Origin of the sequence: Enterobacter cloacae complex sp. R_G8 (assembly GCF_024599795.1) — a bacterium.
In the GTDB taxonomy this organism is placed as follows: domain Bacteria; phylum Pseudomonadota; class Gammaproteobacteria; order Enterobacterales; family Enterobacteriaceae; genus Enterobacter; species Enterobacter dissolvens.
Genome location: NZ_CP102246.1, coordinates 4,896,678 through 4,914,281 on the forward strand (window position 1 = coordinate 4,896,678; position 17,604 = coordinate 4,914,281).

Here is a 17,604-nt window from a genome sequence, read left to right on the forward strand (position 1 = left end):
AGAATGGTTTTTGTTGAGGTGCTCAAAGCGTGCGCTCCTGGTTGCGTGCAGGTTTACGGTCTTGTTATTGAGGCCGTTTATGGTTTGTCACAAATTTCAGAGTTATCCCCGGAATTTTCTCCGTATCCGGACGTCATAATCAACTGCCACGTCCGTCGTGGCAAAGAATAAAAAGGATTAAGGAAAGAAGATGAAAAAACGCGTACTCGTTATTGCCGCTCTGGTGAGCGGTGCACTGGCGGTTTCTGGCTGCACAACAAACCCATACACCGGTGAACGCGAAGCGGGTAAATCCGGCATCGGCGCGGGTATCGGTTCACTGGTCGGGGCGGGTGTCGGTGCGCTCTCCTCCTCCAAAAAGGATCGCGGTAAAGGCGCGCTGATTGGCGCAGCGGCAGGCGCAGCGCTCGGTGGCGGCGTCGGTTATTACATGGATGTACAGGAAGCGAAACTGCGCGACAAAATGAAAGGCACCGGCGTGAGCGTCACGCGCAGCGGTGACAACATCATCCTGAATATGCCTAACAACGTGACCTTCGACAGCAGCAGCGCAACGCTGAAACCAGCCGGTGCGAACACCCTGACCGGCGTGGCGATGGTGCTGAAAGAGTACAACAAGACCGCCGTGAACGTGATTGGCTACACCGACAGCACCGGCAGCCAGGATCTGAACATGCGTCTGTCTCAGCAGCGTGCTGATTCCGTAGCCAGCTCGCTGATCACCCAGGGCGTTGAAGCGACCCGTATCCGCACCAGCGGCATGGGCCCGGCAAACCCTATCGCCAGCAACAGCACGGCGGAAGGCAAAGCGCAGAACCGCCGCGTTGAAATTACGTTAAGTCCAATTCAGTAATCGCATTTCCCCCTCTCCCCGTGGGAGAGGGGGTGAGGGCATCAGACCGCACACCCCGGCATGAACCCCTTGCCATCGTTGATTTTCCCGCTAAGGTATTCTCACTAAAGTCAGGGAATTCAGTGATGAGCAAACCAACGCGGGCCACCATCAGCGACGTGGCGAAAGCCGCCAGAACCGGTAAAACCAGTATTTCACGCTATCTCAACGGCGAGAAACACCTGCTTTCCGATGCGCTGCTGGCACGAATTGAACAGGCCATTGCCGATCTCGACTACCGCCCCAGCATCATGGCGCGCGGGCTTAAACGTGGCCGTACCCGTCTTATCGGACTTATCATCGCCGATATCACCAACCCCTACTCGGTAAACGTGCTGAGCGGTATCGAAGCCGCCTGTCGCGAGAAAGGTTTTACCCCGCTGGTCTGTAACACCAACAACGAGGTGGATCAGGAGCTGCATTATCTCGATCTGCTGCGCAGCTACCAGGTGGAAGGTATCGTGGTCAATGCCGTGGGGATGCGGGAGGAAGGGTTAAACCGGCTACAGCAATCTTCCCTGCCGATGGTACTTATCGACCGTAAAATCCCGGAGTTCGCCTGCGACGTCGTCGGGCTGGATAACACCCAGGCAGCCACGACTGCCACCGAACATCTGATCGAACAGGGCTTCGAAGCAATCCTGTTCCTGAGCGAACCGCTGGGCATGGTGAATACCCGTCGCGAGCGACTGAGCGCATTTCGCGCCACGCTTGAGCGCTATCCTGGCGTGATCGCCGAAAATGCCGAAACCCCGCTTCATGAAGCCGACCAGCTCGACAATACCCTGCGCCAGTTCCACACCCGCCACCGCGGAATGCGCAAAGCCGTCATCTCCGCCAACGGGGCGCTGACCCTCCAGGTCGCCCGCTCACTCAAACGCATTGGTCTGCACTGGGGCAGCGATATCGGTCTGCTGGGCTTCGATGAACTGGAGTGGGCTGAACTGGCCGGCGTAGGCATTACCACGCTGAAACAACCCACCTGGCAAATCGGCTATGCCGCTGTTGAACAAGTGGTTCGTCGCATTGAAGGGATCAGCGATGCCGTGCGCGAGCAGGTGTTTTCCGGCGAGCTGATTGTTCGCGGCTCCACAGCCCGTTAATTTCCCCTTGTGATGTCGATCATAAATTCAACATCCTGAACTTTTCTTTGGAACCGGTTCCATCTAGCGTAATAGTATCGATGTGCGTTGGATGGAGTCCAAAGATGGGCAGGAAAATAATGGTGGTTACCGCCGCGTATGGCGCGGAACAGGTGCGACAGGCGGGTGGTCAACGGGCAATGCTGCCCGTGATTGCGGGCGCGGGGGCCGACGGCGTAGAGATCCGTCGGGAGTTGTTCAGCAACGAAGAGTTACTGGCGCTACCTGCGCTGGGTGAATCTATCGAGCTGCTGGGTCTACTGGCGTGTTATTCCGCGCCCGCTGCGCTGTTTATGCCCGACGGTACCCTCAATCCCGATCTTCCCCGCTATCTCTCCGAAGCCAGCACGCTGAACGCCCTGTGGCTGAAGGTTTCTCTGGGACATTTCAGCGACACGCAACCGCCAGAAGCTCTGCGTACCCTGCTCAATGAGAGCGGCATGGCGCTGGTGGTCGAAAACGACCAGACGGACTGCGGCCAGCTTGCGCCGATGCAGCGCTTCCAGACCGCCTGCCGGGAAATGGCGCTCCCCGTTACGCTGACGTTCGACATGGGAAACTGGCTGTGGGTTGGCGACTCGCCGGAAGAAGCGGCACACCATCTGGCTCCGGCGGTCAGCTATATCCACGTGAAAGCTGCCGTACCGCATAAAGCGCAGTTCCGCGCTGTCGCGCCGGATCGCGCCGATGCGCGCTGGCTGGCTCTGCTCAGTCAGCTGCCTGCCGATGCCCCACGCGGGATCGAGTTCCCGCTGGAAGGGGCGGACTTAACCGCCGTCACCCGCCATTACGTTAACCTGCTGCGCGAGGAGTAAACCATGCACAAGACGCTGGATGTCATCACTATCGGTGAAGCCATGGCGATGTTTGTTGCCACCGAAACCGGTGAGCTGAGCACGGTAGAGCACTTTATCAAACGCGTGGCAGGCGCAGAGCTGAACGTGGCGACGGGGCTGGCACGCCTTGGCCTGAAAACAGGCTGGGTCAGCCGCGTGGGTGATGACAGCTTTGGTCACTTCGTTCTCGATTCGCTGAAAAAAGAGGGGATTGATGCCGCAGGCGTGACGCTCGATGGACGCTTCCCGACCGGCTTTCAGCTGAAATCGAAAGTCGAAAATGGAACCGATCCCATCGTGGAATACTTTCGCAAAGGGTCGGCGGCAAGCCATCTCTCGGTGGAAGATTATCACGCCGACTACTTTGCGAGTGCACGCCATCTGCACCTGAGCGGCGTGGCAGCCGCGCTGTCAGCCAGCTCATATGAGCTGCTCGATCATGCCGCGACCACCATGAAGACCCAGGGTAAGACGATCTCTTTTGATCCTAACCTGCGCCCGGTGTTGTGGAAAAGCGAGGCGGAGATGGTCGAGAAGCTGAACCGTCTGGCGTTCCAGGCTGACTGGGTTCTTCCGGGCGTGAAAGAAGGAATAATCCTCACCGGTGAAAACACACCGGAAGGGATTGCCGATTTTTACCTGAATAAAGGGGTAAAAGCGGTGGTACTGAAAACCGGTGCCGATGGCGCATGGTTTAAAACCGCGGATGGCGAGCAAGGCGCCGTCGCAGCCGTGAAGGTTGAGAACGTGGTCGATACCGTCGGTGCGGGTGATGGCTTTGCCGTCGGGGTCATAAGCGCCCTGCTGGAAGGCAAACCGCTGCCGCAGGCTATCGCCCGGGGCAACTGGATCGGCTCGCTGGCCATTCAGGTGCAGGGCGACAGTGAAGGATTGCCGACGCGCGCACAGCTCAACGAGTAAATCCCCTCTCCCGTGGGAGAGGGCCAGGGTGAGGGCAACGACCCGCACATATAATTAAACCACCGTGTACCCTACAGACAACGGCGGTAACAACCTCAACAACAGAGGCAAGCCTATGAACAGTTCGACCAATGCAGTAAAACGCTGGTGGTACATCATGCCAATCGTGTTTATCACGTACAGCCTGGCGTACCTTGATCGTGCCAACTTCAGTTTCGCATCCGCCGCGGGGATCACCGAAGACCTCGGGATCACCAAAGGTATTTCGTCTCTGCTGGGCGCCCTCTTCTTCCTGGGCTACTTCTTCTTCCAGATCCCCGGCGCAATCTATGCCGAACGCCGCAGCGTGCGTAAGCTGATCTTCATCTGTCTGATCCTGTGGGGTGCCTGCGCGTCACTGACCGGCGTGGTCAATAATATCCCTGCCCTGGCCGCTATTCGCTTTATCCTTGGGGTAGTTGAGGCGGCGGTTATGCCGGCCATGCTGATCTACATCAGCAACTGGTTTACCAAATCTGAACGCTCCCGTGCGAATACCTTCCTGATCCTCGGTAACCCGGTCACCGTGCTGTGGATGTCAGTGGTGTCCGGCTACCTGATCCAGTCTTTCGGCTGGCGCGAGATGTTTATCATCGAAGGGGTGCCGGCAATCATTTGGGCCTTCTGCTGGTGGGTGCTGGTAAAAGATAAGCCTGCTCAGGCGAAATGGCTCTCCGAAGATGAAAAAGCCGCACTGCAGGCGCAGCTGGATAAAGAACAGCAAGGGCTGAAGGCGGTGCGTAACTATGGCGAAGCCTTCCGTTCCCGCAACGTAATCCTGCTGTGTGCGCAGTATTTTACCTGGAGCATCGGCGTGTATGGTTTCGTGCTGTGGTTGCCGTCCATTATCCGCAGCGGCGGTGAAAACCTCGGCATGGTCGAGGTGGGCTGGCTGTCATCTGTCCCGTATCTGGCGGCGACCATAGCGATGATCATTGCGTCCTGGGCATCGGACAAACTGCAAAATCGTAAACTGTTTGTCTGGCCACTGCTGCTGATCGCTGCCTTTGCCTTCATTGGCTCCTGGGCCGTGGGCACTAACCACTTCTGGGCCTCGTATACGCTGCTGGTGATTGCCGGTGCGGCGATGTACGCCCCGTATGGTCCCTTCTTTGCGATCATCCCGGAGATGCTGCCGCGTAACGTGGCAGGCGGTGCCATGGCACTGATTAACAGTATGGGTGCGCTGGGGTCGTTCTGCGGCTCGTGGTTTGTCGGTTACCTGAACGGTGCAACCGGCAGCCCGTCAGCCTCATACATTTTTATGGGGGTGGCACTTTTCGCCTCTGTGTGGCTTACTCTGATTGTTAAGCCTGCTAATAATCAACAACTTCCCGTCGGCGCACGCCACGCCTGAATCTTTAAAAATCAACGGAGATAAGCATGAAGCCGTCCGTCATTTTGTATAAAGCACTGCCTGATGATCTGCAAAAACGCCTGGAAGAACACTTCACCGTCACGCAGGTGAAGAACCTAAGTCCGGAGACCGTGGCACAACACGCCGATGCGTTCGCCCGTGCCGAAGGCCTGCTGGGTTCAAGCGAAAAAGTGGATGTGGCGTTGCTGGAAAAAATGCCGAAGCTTCGTGCTACCTCAACCGTTTCCGTGGGTTACGACAATTTTGACGTGGACGCCCTCAACGCCCGCAAGATCCTGCTGATGCATACCCCTCATGCCCTGACGGAGACCGTGGCCGACACGCTGATGGCGCTCATACTCAGTACTGCCCGCCGTGTGGTGGAAGTGGCCGGGCGCGTCAAAGCGGGCGAATGGACAAAAAGCATCGGCCCGGACTGGTTCGGGGTGGATGTTCATGGCAAAACGCTGGGGATTGTGGGCATGGGCCGGATCGGTCTGGCCCTGGCACAGCGTGCACATTTCGGCTTTAACATGCCGATTCTGTATAACGCGCGTCGCCATCACAGTGAAGCCGAAGAACGCTTCAACGCCCGTTATTGCGAGTTAGATACGCTGTTGCAGGAAGCGGATTTTGTCTGTCTGATCCTGCCTCTGACGGACGAAACCCGTCATCTGATTGGCAAAGCAGCGTTTGAAAAGATGAAGAAATCGGCCATTTTCATCAACGCGGGTCGTGGTCCGGTCGTGGATGAGAAGGCATTAATTGCGGCGCTGCAAAACGGCGAGATCCACGCGGCCGGTCTGGACGTGTTTGAACAGGAGCCTCTGCCGGTAGATTCCCCGCTGCTGTCGCTACCGAATGTGGTCGCGCTGCCGCACATCGGCTCTGCCACGCATGAGACGCGTTACAACATGGCGGCCACCGCGGTGGATAATCTGATCGCCGCGCTGGGTGGAAACGTGGAGAAAAACTGCGTCAATCCACAGGTCCAACAGTAGAAACGAAAAAACCCGCCAGAAGGCGGGTTTTTAAATTCTTTGCTACTGGGTTGGAAGCTTACAGGCTTACAACGTTACCAGCTGCTGGGCCTTTAGCGCCGCTTTCGATGGTGAAGGAAACTTTCTGACCTTCGTCCAGAGATTTGTAGCCATCGTTCTGGATAGCAGAGAAGTGTACGAACACGTCTTTAGAGCCATCGTCAGGAGTGATGAAGCCGAAACCTTTATCAGCGTTGAACCATTTTACCAGACCAGTCATTTTAGCAGACATAGAATTACCTTAATTAACAAATATATTGAGCCTTCCGGCTTGATGGATTGCGTTACAGATTTTTAAGCGATGAAGGAAGGGTCACAACGAAGGGTATCTATGGATAACAATCTGGACTGCTTTACTAAACTGCTTTAGGTCTGTGTAACAAACCGACGCGAACAGTTATACCGATGTGGTAGAGGAATGACAAGCGTTATTTTCGACATCAGTAAAAAAACCCCGCCTGAAGCGGGGTTTTTTCGGTTTATTCTGTGGCAGCGACGGCCGCACTCCACGCCTGGCTAAAGGCCTGGTGCTGGGAGGCCAGCGGCCCAATCAGCGTATTGTACTGACTTGCCTGCTGTGAGGTCGGGAACTGAATACCGTTGGCAACAAAACTCACCTGAGTCCCTTGCTGGGAGATAAAATCCCCCACCTGAACCAGCTGCTGCGTGAAGATCTGCGCGGCCGGGATCAGCGGTTGCATGGCGTCAGACGGTTTGGTCACCACTTTCTCATACACTTTGTCGAAGACCGGTTTGAGATCGTCGCCCTGTTTCAGCGCGGAACGTGACGCATCAGCCTGCATTTTTGCATTCTGCAACTGCTGGCTCAGCACACCGAGCGCACCGTTAGACTGGCGCAGCGGTTCACGCTGGGTCACATAATCCTGCGGGACACGAATGGCGTTAACGCTATCCACAACCGGACGAATACCGGAGTCCATCGCCTGGCTCACCTGCTGTGAATAACCATAGAGAATGGCGTAATCAGACACGAAGGGGCCAAACTGTTTTTTCTGATCCGCAGTCAGCGTCGGCAAACGCTCGCCGCTGCGCATCACTGTATTCTGCAGAAAATCGATAAACGCCTTGCGCTGATCGCCTTCTTTATCAAAACACCCACTCAGGCTAACAACCATTAACAACGCCGCAATAGGCGCAAACCAGCGAGAGCAGGACTTTCCTGTCGCCATTTCATTACTCCTTTCACCCAAAAAAGCGCACACCGGCACACGCGTGCCCAACGCTGACAAGGATAGTCCAGGTCAGCGTCGCAAGATACTCTTTTCATGCAAAACGGCTATTGCCGTTTTATTTCTTAGCCTTTACAAAAAAATACCTGGCGAAGCCGACATATGGTTAATCAGGTAATTAGCATAACTATCCATATGGCTGAAACGCGTAAAGCGACAGCACCCGCACGATTAATCACAACCACAACGATCCCTCGTCTGTATTAGGGACTATTCTTAATGGGCTCTCTGATGTTCTTGATCCCGGTGTGTGATTTAAGAGGAGTTCTCAATGGAATATAAAGATCCTGAGTTTGAGCTGCTGAGCAGCCTGGAACAGATTATTTTTAAAGATGTGCCGCAGACCGTTACCCTGCAACAAAAATCCAATCCCTTTACAGAATATGAGCAATTGCGCAAAGGGACAGGACTAAAAACGGATGAATTCGCCAGAGCGATGGGTGTCAGCGTGGCGATGGTGCTGGAGTGGGAGTCGAAACGAGAGAAACCCACGCCAACCGAGTTAAAGCTGATGCGCCTGATTCAGGCCAACCCTGCACTCAGCAAACAGATAGCATGATGCAGTAAAGTGAGTTACCGCCCCCGCCTTTGCGGGGGCTTGTGTTTTAAAGGCTTTCACAACGCCAACCCGCCTCCCCCCACACCAGTTGATGTGTTAACGCTAACCCTTGCAGAAAGCCTTCATCGTGTGACACCACCAGCAGTGCCCCCGGGAAACCGGCCAGGGCCGCTTCAATCGCCTGGACCGATGCCAGATCCAGATGGTTGGTCGGTTCATCAAGCAGCAACAGCTGCGCGGCGTTCTCGCGCCACAATACGCAGGCCAGAGCGGCTTTCAGACGTTCACCTCCGCTCAGCGCTGCCAGTGGGAGTGAGACTTTATCCGCCCCCAGCTGAAGCTGTGCCAGACGGGTACGCAACGCCCCCTCTTCCAGCGGCGTATTGCTCAGATTGAGATGCGCCATCACCGACTGCGTCAGATCCAGCTGCGACAGGTGTTGATCGAGATACGCACACGTTACCGAGACCTTGCAGCTGCCTGCACGGGGTGCGGTTTCACCGAGGATCACTTTCAACAGCGTTGATTTCCCGCAGCCATTGGGCCCCCTGAGCGCCACGCGCATCGGGCCGTCCATCCGCCAGTGCATTGGCGGAAGTGAGACATGCGGCAATTGCAGTTTCTCCAGCACCAGCACCTGTTTCCCCTCGACAATCTGGCTTCCCGGCAGGGTAAACATGACCGGGGCATCTTCTTCCACCCGTTCCCGCGCCTTGTTGACCGCGGCATTCAGCGCATCGTTTTGTTCGCTGTGCTGCTTTTTCCATGTGCCAATACGTTCCTTTGCCGCGCCTTTGTATTTGACCCGCTCAAACGACGCGATATTCAGGGTATCGACCGTACGCAAAGTCTTCGCCGAGCGCCGCTGGCTGTCGTCATGCTCTTTCTGCATTCGTGCGCGGGTGCGTTTGCGCTCCGTTGCCGCATGCTCCAGCGCCGCGCGGGCAGCCTGCTGTTCGGCATCACGTTGCTGTTTATAGTCTGCGTAATTGCCACCATAGCTGCGCAGCCCGGAGGCGCTCAGTTCAAGAATACGCGGCATCTGCGCCAGCAACTCACGATCGTGGGAGGCAACCAGCGCACCGCCCTGATAACGACTCAGCTGGTCGTAAAACCACGCCCGGCCTTGTCGATCCAGATGGTTGGTGGGCTCGTCCAGCAGCAGGAAATCCGCTTCAGCCGTAAAGGCACCACACAGCAGCGCGCGGATCCGCTCGCCACCGCTGAATTCGGCGGCAGGTTTATTGGGGTCAAACGATGGCAGTTTCGCATGGACAAACGCCTCGCTCAGGCGTTCGGCTAAATCCCAGTAGCCGTCGAGCGTCTCCAGATCGTCAGGCTGGTAATCACCGCGATCGATGCGCTTACGCGCGGCAAAAATCACGTCGTAACCGAGCAGTTCAGCAAGCGTTGTCTGCGGGGAGATATCCTGCTGCTGTGCCACATAGACATGTGAGACAAAACGCTCAATATGACCGCTGGCAGGTTCATCCAGCCCCGCCAGCATACGCAGCAGACGCGTTTTTCCGCTGCCGTTACGCCCAACCAGCGCGCACAGGGACGGAGCCAGAGAGAGATTCAGTGGACCAAAAAGGGTATCGCCCGTCGCAAACTGACAGGTGACCTGATGCAAAATAAAAGAAGGGGACTGCGCAAAATGAGCCATAAGCACTCCTGAATGAAATCAAAACATCCCCTGCCGACGCGGTCGCGTTTAGCAAGGATCGAAATTCATCAGTCGTGTTTGTTCATTTTCGGAATGCGCTCCTGAGGGAGAAAGTTAACGCCGGTAAGGATAGCGGTAATGTGTTGACCATTTCAAGATTAAATTTTCACCGGCACGCCATAAAAAAACCCGCCGAAGCGGGTTTTTAGCATTTATAACAACAAGCACATTACTGCAGCAGCGAAATATCCGCCACGCGCAGGAACAGCTCACGCAGTTTTTCGAGCATAGAGAGACGGTTAATACGCAGATCTTTATCTTCCACGTTAACCATCACTTTCTCGAAGAAGGCGTCGATAACGTCACGCAGCTCCGCCAGCTCTACCAACGCTTCCTGGTAACGGCCTTCTGCGAAGTATGGCTCCAGCTTGTCACGCAGCACCACAACCTGCATCGCCAGGGCGATCTCTTCCGGCTCTTTCAACGTCGCGGCGTTCACACGCTCGTTCAGCGTTTCGTCAGATTTCGCCAGAATGTTGGAGACACGCTTGTTCGCCGCCGCCAGAGCAGATGCCGCTTCCAGCGTACGGAAGTGAGAAACCGCCTTCATACGCGCATCGAAGTCAGCCGGACGCGTTGGACGACGCGCCAGCACCGCCTGAATGGTATCCACGGTGTAACCTTCGTCCTGATACCACGCGCGGAAGCGACCGAGCATAAAGTCGATCACGTCATCCACCACGTTGGCATTGGTCAGCTTGTCACCGTACAGACGCACCGCTTCTTCGGTCAGAGTCTGCAGATCGAGGTTCAGGTTCTTCTCAACGATGATACGCAGCACGCCCAGCGCCGCACGACGCAGCGCGAACGGGTCTTTATCCCCTTTCGGGTGCTGACCGATACCGAAGATACCCGCCAGGGTGTCCATCTTATCAGCAATCGCGACCGCACAAGCTACCGGGTTAGACGGCAGTTCATCACCTGCAAAGCGCGGCTGATACTGCTCGTTCAGGGCTACCGCCACATCTTCCGCTTCGCCATCGTGACGCGCGTAGTGCATGCCCATGACGCCCTGGGTGTCGGTAAATTCGAACACCATGTTGGTCATCAGGTCACACTTGGAGAGCAGGCCCGCACGGGTGGCATGGTTAACGTCCGCGCCAATTTCACGGGCGATCCAGCCGGACAGCTCCGCGATACGGTCGGTCTTGTCGCGCAGCGTACCCAGCTGCTGCTGGAACAGCACGGTCTGCAGGCGCGGCAGGTTATCTTCCAGACGCTTTTTACGGTCGGTATTGAAGAAGAACTCCGCATCCGCCAGACGTGGACGTACCACTTTCTCGTTACCGGAGATAATCTGCTGCGGATCTTTCGATTCGATGTTCGCCACGAAGATAAAGTTTGGCAGCAGCTTGCCGTCGTTGGCATAAACCGGGAAGTATTTCTGGTCACCCTTCATGGTGTACACCAGCGCTTCTGCCGGAACCGCGAGGAATTTCTCTTCAAACTTCGCGGTCAGCACAACCGGCCATTCCACCAGCGAGGTGACCTCTTCCAGCAGGCTGTCGCTCAGGTCAGCGTTACCGCCAATCTTGCGCGCCGCCTCTTCTGCATCGGCTTTGATTTTGGCTTTACGCTGTTCGTAGTCAGCAATGACTTTACCGCGCTCCAGCAGGATCTGCGGATACTGGTCGGCATTGTCGATGGTGAACTCTGGCTCGCCCATGAAGCGGTGTCCGCGAATCACGCGATCGGATGCCACGCCCAGAATGGTCGCCGGAATAACGGTGTCGCCCAGCAGCAGGGTCACGGTGTGTACCGGACGCACGAAGTGTACGTCGGACGCGCCCCAGCGCATCAGCTTAGGAATGGGCAGCTTAGCCAGCGAAGTGGCGATCATGTCTGGCAGCAGCGCTTCGGCGCGTTCACCTTTTACGTGAGCGCGATACAGCAGCCATTCGCCTTTATCCGTGGTCAGACGCTCGGCCTGGTCAACGGTGATGCCGCAACCACGCGCCCAGCCTTCTGCGGCTTTGCTTGGTTTGCCTTCCGCGTCGAACGCCTGGGCAATCGCCGGGCCACGTTTTTCCACTTCACGATCCGGCTGTGACGCCGCCAGGTTAGCCACTTTCAGCGCCAGACGACGCGGAGCAGCAAACCATTCAATTTTACCGTGCGCCAGGCCAGCGTTATCCAGCTCGGCAGTCACGTTCGCAGCAAAAGATTCAGCCAGGCTGCGCAGGGCTTTTGGTGGCAGCTCTTCAGTGCCAATTTCCACCAGGAAAGTTTTCTCAGACATGGCCGCCTCTTATTTGTTTCGGTTGCACATCGGGAAGCCAAGGGCTTCACGGGACGCATAGTACGCTTCTGCAACGGCTTTGGTCAGGGTGCGAATACGCAGAATGTAGCGCTGACGTTCAGTCACGGAGATCGCTTTGCGGGCGTCCAGCAGGTTGAAGCTGTGGGCGGCCTTCAGAATACGCTCGTAGGCAGGCAGCGGCAGCGGAGTCTCCAGCGCCAGAAGCTGCTGCGCTTCTTTCTCGTACTGCTCGAAGCAGGTGAACAGGAAGTCCACGTCCGCGTATTCGAAGTTATAGGTGGATTGCTCCACTTCGTTCTGATGGAACACGTCGCCGTAAGTGGTTTTACCCAGCGGGCCGTCGCTCCAGACCAGGTCGTAAACGCTGTCTACGCCCTGAATGTACATGGCCAGACGTTCCAGACCGTAGGTGATTTCACCCGTAATCGGTTTACATTCCAGACCGCCAACCTGCTGGAAGTAGGTGAACTGCGTCACTTCCATGCCGTTCAGCCACACTTCCCAACCCAGACCCCAGGCACCCAGCGTTGGGTTTTCCCAGTTATCTTCCACGAAACGAATGTCGTGAATGGTTGGATCCATACCCAGCTCTTTCAGTGACCCAAGGTACAGTTCCTGAATATTGTCTGGCGATGGCTTAATCACCACCTGGAACTGATAGTAGTGCTGCAGACGGTTTGGGTTTTCGCCGTAACGGCCATCGGTCGGACGACGGGAAGGCTGCACATAAGCAGTCGCCATTGGCTCTGGCCCCAACGCGCGTAAGCTGGTCATCGGGTGTGAGGTGCCTGCGCCGACTTCCATGTCCAAAGGTTGAACAATGGTGCAGCCCTGGCGAGCCCAGTAATCCTGTAAGGTCAGGATCAGGCCCTGGAAGGTCTTGGTATCAAACTTTTGCATAGTATTTCGTGCTGGATACGTGTGGTTTTAAATGGAAGGGACCAGTATACCCGCTGGCTGCAAGATATACAGTACGAAACGGGGTTGTTTAGGGAAAATTGGGAAATAAGCGTACGAGCCAGAACGCGGCGGGCGTCTGGCTGTCGATTATGCGAGCAGGTTAGCGCATGGAGAGATGCAAAAACTGGCCGTCCGCATCAAACGAGCAGACAAAGCCCTCTTTACGAGAAGTATGGCCCCGCAGCTCATAGCTGCCCTGAAAGCGCTCAAAGCCGATGACATCAATTTTCTGCGCGTCCAGGTTATAGCGATGAGCCGCCTGATCTTTACACAGCTGTTCCATATTCAGGGAGCGTTCCGGGCTGATCTTGCCCTGCTGCGCTTTTTGCACCGGTGCTTCCTGAGGCGCACTACATCCGGCCAGTACCACCAGCAGAAAGAGTGACCCCACACGCTTCATCATCATTTTTATTACCGCCCTGGTCAGTGGCTGTTATTTTTAGTAGCAAAGCTTTTATAGATTACGGTCTGGCATTCTGCGAATCTCGCGTTTGCCATACAAGTCCGCGTATTAAAACTCAGATTTTTCCAAGGAAAGACTTTTACACAATAGCAGTCACACTCTATTTACAGGGAAAAGAGGAACTGATGCAGTCAAAAATTAACTGGATTGATAATCTGCGAGGAATAGCGTGTCTGATGGTGGTTATGATCCACGCGACGACATGGTATGTCACAAACGCACACAGTATCAGCCCCGTTGACTGGGATATCGCGAATATTCTCAACTCCGCGTCGCGCGTGAGCGTGCCGCTGTTCTTTATGATTTCCGGTTTTCTCTTTTTTGGCGAGCGTAGCGCGCAACCGCGACACTTCATCCGCATCGCCGCATGCCTGGGGTTTTATAGCGCCGTCGCGCTGATTTACATCACGCTATTCACCTCAATTAACCCCGGCCTGTCACTCAAATATCTGCTGCAAAAGCCGGTGTTTTATCACCTGTGGTTTTTCTTCGCCATTATCGTTATCTACCTGGTATCACCGTTGATTCAGGTAAAAAACGTCAGCGGAAAGATGCTTCTGGCGCTGATGGTGGTGATTGGCATCATCGCCAACCCGAATACCGTCTCACAAAAAATTGACGGTTTTGAGTGGCTGCCGGTAAACCTTTACATCAATGGCGATACCTTTTACTACGTAATTTACGGCATGCTGGGACGTGCTATCGGCATGATGGATACTCAAAAGCGCGGTATCAACTGGCTATGTGGGGCGTTGTTTATCATCGGCGTGATTGTCATTTCACGCGGGACGTTGCATGAGCTGCAATGGCGCGGCAATTTTGCTGATACCTGGTATCTGTACTGCGGGCCGATGGTCTTCATCTGTGCCGTTTCCCTGCTGACGCTCGTTAAAAACACCCTGAACGCGCGCCCTCTTCCCGTGCTGGGTTTTATCTCGCGGCACTCGCTGGGCATTTACGGCTTTCACGCGCTGGTGATCCATGCGCTACGCACGAGAGGCGTTGAACTCAAAAGCTGGCCAGTGGTGGATATCGTCTGGATTTTCTCCGTCACACTGGTCTTAAGCCTGCTGCTGTCGATGCTGCTACAGAAGGTAGACACCCGCCGCTTCGTCAGTTGACGACGCGCTGTCGGGCCCGATGAAACTGGCGCGGGGAGGAAAACCCTGCCGCCAGGGAGGCCTGCTCCACGCCACGCCCCTGCAATAACCACTGCTCCGCCACCGCCAGACGCAGCTGTTCCAGGTAATCACGAACGCTTATCCCCAAATGCGTCTGGAACAGGCGGGTTAAATGGCGCGGGCTGACATGCGCCAGCGCGGCAATATCCGGCACGTTCCAGGCTTTTTGTGGGTCTGCGGTCAGCGCATCCTGAGCACGATGGATAGCCGGATGAAGATGATTGCGGTAGCGTAACCATGGCGATAGCTGCGGATCGTCCCCGGACCGGCGGAACCAGACCACCATCTCGCGCGCCACAGCCAGGGCCCTTTCTGGGCCGCACAGGCGGTTAATCATATGCAGCGCCAGGTCGATACCCGAGGTGATCCCTGCGCTGGTCCAGACATTCTCATCCTGCACGAATATCCGGTTCTCTTTGATCGTCGCCGTGGGGGCGGCTGCACGTAAACGCCCGATAACTTCATGATGCGTTGTGCACTGCCGGTTGTTCAGCAGCCCTGATTTTGCTGCCAGCAATGCCCCTGAACAGACGCACATCACGGTGATATCCTGGCGCTGAATAGCCGGCTGCAGGCGCATCAGCCAGTGCTGGATCTGCATCGCCTGCGGCGTAGAAAACTGAACGCGGGAGTCGCTTACACCGGGCAGAACCAGCAGGCTCCCTTCCGGAAGCCTTTCCGGCAATGGCGTGATACCGCTCATCATCAAACCAATCGACGTTTGAACCTCAGGTTGCGGGCCAATGTAATGCAAACGAAAGGCATCGCCTGCCAGGACAAAGGTTTCTGCCGGGCCGGTCATGTCTAATGACAACACCCCGGGCAACATAACGAACCAAACGTCGATGCGCATTACAGTGACTCCAGCGTCTCCGCTACCGTTTTAATTCCGGCAAAACGCCCAGACAGTACCGTTTCGGTACGATGACGAATTTCCGCTGCGCTAAGGGTAATTCCCTTGTACGTCATGGGAAACGTCAGCGTTGCCTCGCTAACAAAGGTCACAGCATAACCCAGATCGGATGCCACCCGTGCGGTGGTTTCGCAGCACTGTTCAGTGCGAATGCCGCACACGATCAGCTGGTTGATATCACGCTCGCGCAGCCAGCGATCCAGGCCCGTGTCCGTGAAGGCATTATGGACGTGTTTCTGGAAAACCACATCCGGTTGATGACGTAAAAAGGCCATCGGTTTGACGTAGCCGCTTTGCAGTGAGAAAGGGCCGTTTTCATCCACATGGAAAATATCGACGACGGGAATGCCGCGTGATTGACAGCCTTCTATCAGCCCCAGCATTGCCTGCTGAAAGGCCGGCATATCTTGCTCCTGCCAGTAATCGCGGTGATGAAAAGACTGTTGGGTATCGATGTTGATTAATGCAATACGTGACATGATGAATCTCCTCGCCAGTGGGTATGCGTACATACTGGCGAGGAAACAGGCACACGGACAGACCAAAAAAGGACATCCTCGTGCCTCTGACAGACAATCACGCTTATGACATCAGCGGCAGCAACTGCTGATAGATTTTGCGGAACACATCGCGCCTTTCAGCATATCGCGCGTGGCGAGTTGCGTCGGGCAGATGAGCCTGTTCCAGCGTGAGCTGTGGCAACAGTTGCGAAAGCGGTTTTTCCGGGTTCATGGCTATCTGCGCCAGCCGCGCGGCACCCAGCGCCGGGCCTACATCGCCCCCGGTACGATAGTCCAGCTGCAATCCACTGATATCAGAAAGCATCTGGCGCCAGTAGCTGCTACGTGCGCCACCGCCGATCAGGGTGATGCTTGCTGGTTTCAGGCCGCAGTCATGGACCACGTCCATTCCGTCCGCCAGCGCATAGCCCACGCCTTCCAGAACCGCACGCGCCAGTTCCGCAGGACCGTGCTGATGGGTTAAACCAAAAAACACCCCTTTCGCTTCCGGGTTGTTGTGCGGCGTACGCTCACCGGAGAGATACGGTAAAAACCAGACGGTACCGGCATTTTCATCCGCCTGCTGTGCTGCGGTAATCAATGCCGGAACATCGGCCATCCCGGTCAGCTTCGCCGCCCAGTCCAGGCAAGACGCTGCACTGAGCATCACTGACATCAAATGCCATTTTCCTGGCAGCGCATGGCAGAAACTGTGCACCGCACTTTCCGGGTTGCTGCGATACCCGTCGCTGACGGCAAAATAGACGCCAGAGGTGCCGAGAGACAGCATGGCTTGCCCCGCATCAACCATCCCGACACCCACGGCGCCCGCCGCGTTATCCCCACCGCCGGCCACCACCGGCACAGCAGGCATATTCCAGCGTTCCGCAACGGCGGACTGTAAGGTGCCGGTAATTTCGCTGCCTTCAAAGAGTGCGGGCATATGCTCACGGGTGAGATGACAGGCATCCAGCATCGCCTCGCTCCAGTCGCGTTTCGCCACGTCGAGCCACATGGTGCCGGCGGCGTCGGACATGTCGCTGGCAAAATCCCCCGTCATGCGAAAACGCAGATAATCTTTTGGCAGTAAGACCTTCGCCACCTGACGGAAAATCGCCGGCTCATGGCGTTGCACCCAGAGGAGCTTCGGCGCGGTGAAGCCGGGCATCATCAGGTTGCCGGTGATGTCACGGGACGCAGGCACTCGCTCTTCAAGGAGTACGCACTCTTCCGCACAGCGGCCATCATTCCAGAGGATCGCAGGGCGCAGCACGCGATGCTGGCTGTCCAGCAGCGTAGCGCCGTGCATCTGTCCGGCGATACCCAGCGCGGTGACCTCACGCAGACTGTGCTGTTCACCTAAGGCCTTGATTGCGCGATCCGTCGCCAGCCACCACTGCTCCGGGTCCTGTTCCGACCATAACGGATGCGGACGCGAAACCTGCAGTTTTTCAGTCTGCGTTGCTAACACGTCACCCTGCTCGCTTAAGAGGATGGCTTTCACACCCGATGTGCCAAGATCAATCCCGATATACATTGTGGTGGCTCCTTTGACAGAAATGCCC

17 protein-coding genes are annotated in these 17,604 nt (G+C 56.1%); 8 read left to right on the forward strand and 9 right to left on the reverse strand.

Features of this window, described 5'->3' with window-relative positions; all coding sequences use genetic code 11:
• Positions 1-190 precede the first annotated feature (190 nt).
• The 6 genes from NQ842_RS23100 (at position 191) to ghrB (ending at position 6,188) form a co-directional block, all read left to right on the forward strand.
• Positions 191-853 carry an OmpA family lipoprotein gene (locus tag NQ842_RS23100; RefSeq protein WP_014830224.1) on the forward strand — a complete coding sequence of 221 codons (663 nt, stop codon included), beginning with the start codon at positions 191-193 and terminating at the stop codon, positions 851-853.
• 125 nt (positions 854-978) lie between these two features.
• Positions 979-1,995 (forward strand): LacI family DNA-binding transcriptional regulator, encoded by a 1,017-nt coding sequence (locus NQ842_RS23105; RefSeq protein ID WP_014830223.1) that lies wholly within the window; start codon positions 979-981, stop codon positions 1,993-1,995.
• 104 nt (positions 1,996-2,099) lie between these two features.
• On the forward strand, positions 2,100-2,849 hold the full coding sequence (locus tag NQ842_RS23110) for a sugar phosphate isomerase/epimerase (protein ID WP_047360604.1): 750 nt from the start codon (positions 2,100-2,102) through the stop codon (positions 2,847-2,849).
• Positions 2,850-2,852: 3 nt separating this feature from the next.
• The gene (locus NQ842_RS23115; protein WP_014830221.1) at positions 2,853-3,791 is read left to right on the forward strand and encodes a sugar kinase; all 939 of its coding nucleotides are present in this window, start codon (positions 2,853-2,855) and stop codon (positions 3,789-3,791) included.
• Positions 3,792-3,906: 115 nt separating this feature from the next.
• Complete coding sequence (locus NQ842_RS23120) at positions 3,907-5,187, forward strand: MFS transporter (protein ID WP_257256373.1); 1,281 nt, start codon at positions 3,907-3,909, stop codon at positions 5,185-5,187.
• A gap of 26 nt (positions 5,188-5,213) precedes the next feature.
• Positions 5,214-6,188, forward strand: coding sequence for a glyoxylate/hydroxypyruvate reductase GhrB (ghrB, locus tag NQ842_RS23125; protein ID WP_046889072.1), 975 nt, complete (start codon positions 5,214-5,216; stop codon positions 6,186-6,188).
• 58 nt (positions 6,189-6,246) lie between these two features.
• Here ghrB and cspA read toward each other — a convergent pair whose 3' ends face one another.
• Entirely contained in the window at positions 6,247-6,459 is a 213-nt protein-coding gene (gene cspA / locus NQ842_RS23130; protein ID WP_003860775.1) for an RNA chaperone/antiterminator CspA, read from the reverse strand.
• A gap of 247 nt (positions 6,460-6,706) precedes the next feature.
• Entirely contained in the window at positions 6,707-7,417 is a 711-nt protein-coding gene (locus tag NQ842_RS23135; RefSeq protein ID WP_014830218.1) for a DUF3053 domain-containing protein, read from the reverse strand.
• A 331-nt stretch (positions 7,418-7,748) separates the two neighbouring features.
• On the opposite strand from NQ842_RS23135, the gene NQ842_RS23140 reads away from it, so the two are divergent.
• Positions 7,749-8,036, forward strand: coding sequence for an HTH-type transcriptional regulator (locus NQ842_RS23140; protein ID WP_013094972.1), 288 nt, complete (start codon positions 7,749-7,751; stop codon positions 8,034-8,036).
• A gap of 46 nt (positions 8,037-8,082) precedes the next feature.
• Here the strand turns inward: NQ842_RS23140 and NQ842_RS23145 are convergent, their stop codons facing one another.
• The 4 genes from NQ842_RS23145 to NQ842_RS23160 form a co-directional block, all read right to left on the reverse strand.
• Positions 8,083-9,702, reverse strand: coding sequence for an ABC-F family ATP-binding cassette domain-containing protein (locus tag NQ842_RS23145; RefSeq protein WP_257256374.1), 1,620 nt, complete (start codon positions 9,700-9,702; stop codon positions 8,083-8,085).
• A gap of 229 nt (positions 9,703-9,931) precedes the next feature.
• Entirely contained in the window at positions 9,932-12,001 is a 2,070-nt protein-coding gene (gene glyS / locus NQ842_RS23150) for a glycine--tRNA ligase subunit beta (protein ID WP_047360601.1), read from the reverse strand.
• Positions 12,002-12,010: 9 nt separating this feature from the next.
• On the reverse strand, positions 12,011-12,922 hold the full coding sequence (gene glyQ / locus NQ842_RS23155) for a glycine--tRNA ligase subunit alpha (RefSeq protein WP_003860141.1): 912 nt from the start codon (positions 12,920-12,922) through the stop codon (positions 12,011-12,013).
• Positions 12,923-13,082: 160 nt separating this feature from the next.
• On the reverse strand, positions 13,083-13,388 hold the full coding sequence (locus tag NQ842_RS23160) for a YsaB family lipoprotein (RefSeq protein WP_014830215.1): 306 nt from the start codon (positions 13,386-13,388) through the stop codon (positions 13,083-13,085).
• Between the two features lie 182 nt (positions 13,389-13,570).
• Here NQ842_RS23160 and NQ842_RS23165 point away from each other — a divergent pair, with 182 nt between their 5' ends.
• A complete protein-coding gene (locus NQ842_RS23165; RefSeq protein WP_257256375.1) occupies positions 13,571-14,566 on the forward strand; it encodes an acyltransferase in 996 nt (331 codons plus the stop codon).
• On the opposite strand, the gene NQ842_RS23170 is transcribed toward NQ842_RS23165, so the two are convergent.
• The 3 genes from NQ842_RS23170 to xylB form a co-directional block, all read right to left on the reverse strand.
• The gene (locus tag NQ842_RS23170) at positions 14,559-15,479 is read right to left on the reverse strand and encodes a GlxA family transcriptional regulator (protein WP_014830213.1); all 921 of its coding nucleotides are present in this window, start codon (positions 15,477-15,479) and stop codon (positions 14,559-14,561) included. The two genes, NQ842_RS23165 and NQ842_RS23170, sit on opposite strands and share 8 nt — an antisense overlap.
• The gene (locus NQ842_RS23175; protein WP_142966650.1) at positions 15,479-16,018 is read right to left on the reverse strand and encodes an isochorismatase family protein; all 540 of its coding nucleotides are present in this window, start codon (positions 16,016-16,018) and stop codon (positions 15,479-15,481) included. Before NQ842_RS23175 ends, NQ842_RS23170 begins: the two co-directional genes overlap by 1 nt.
• Before the next feature lie 103 nt (positions 16,019-16,121).
• Positions 16,122-17,576 (reverse strand): xylulokinase, encoded by a 1,455-nt coding sequence (gene xylB / locus NQ842_RS23180; protein ID WP_047360598.1) that lies wholly within the window; start codon positions 17,574-17,576, stop codon positions 16,122-16,124.
• Positions 17,577-17,604: the final 28 nt, after the last annotated feature.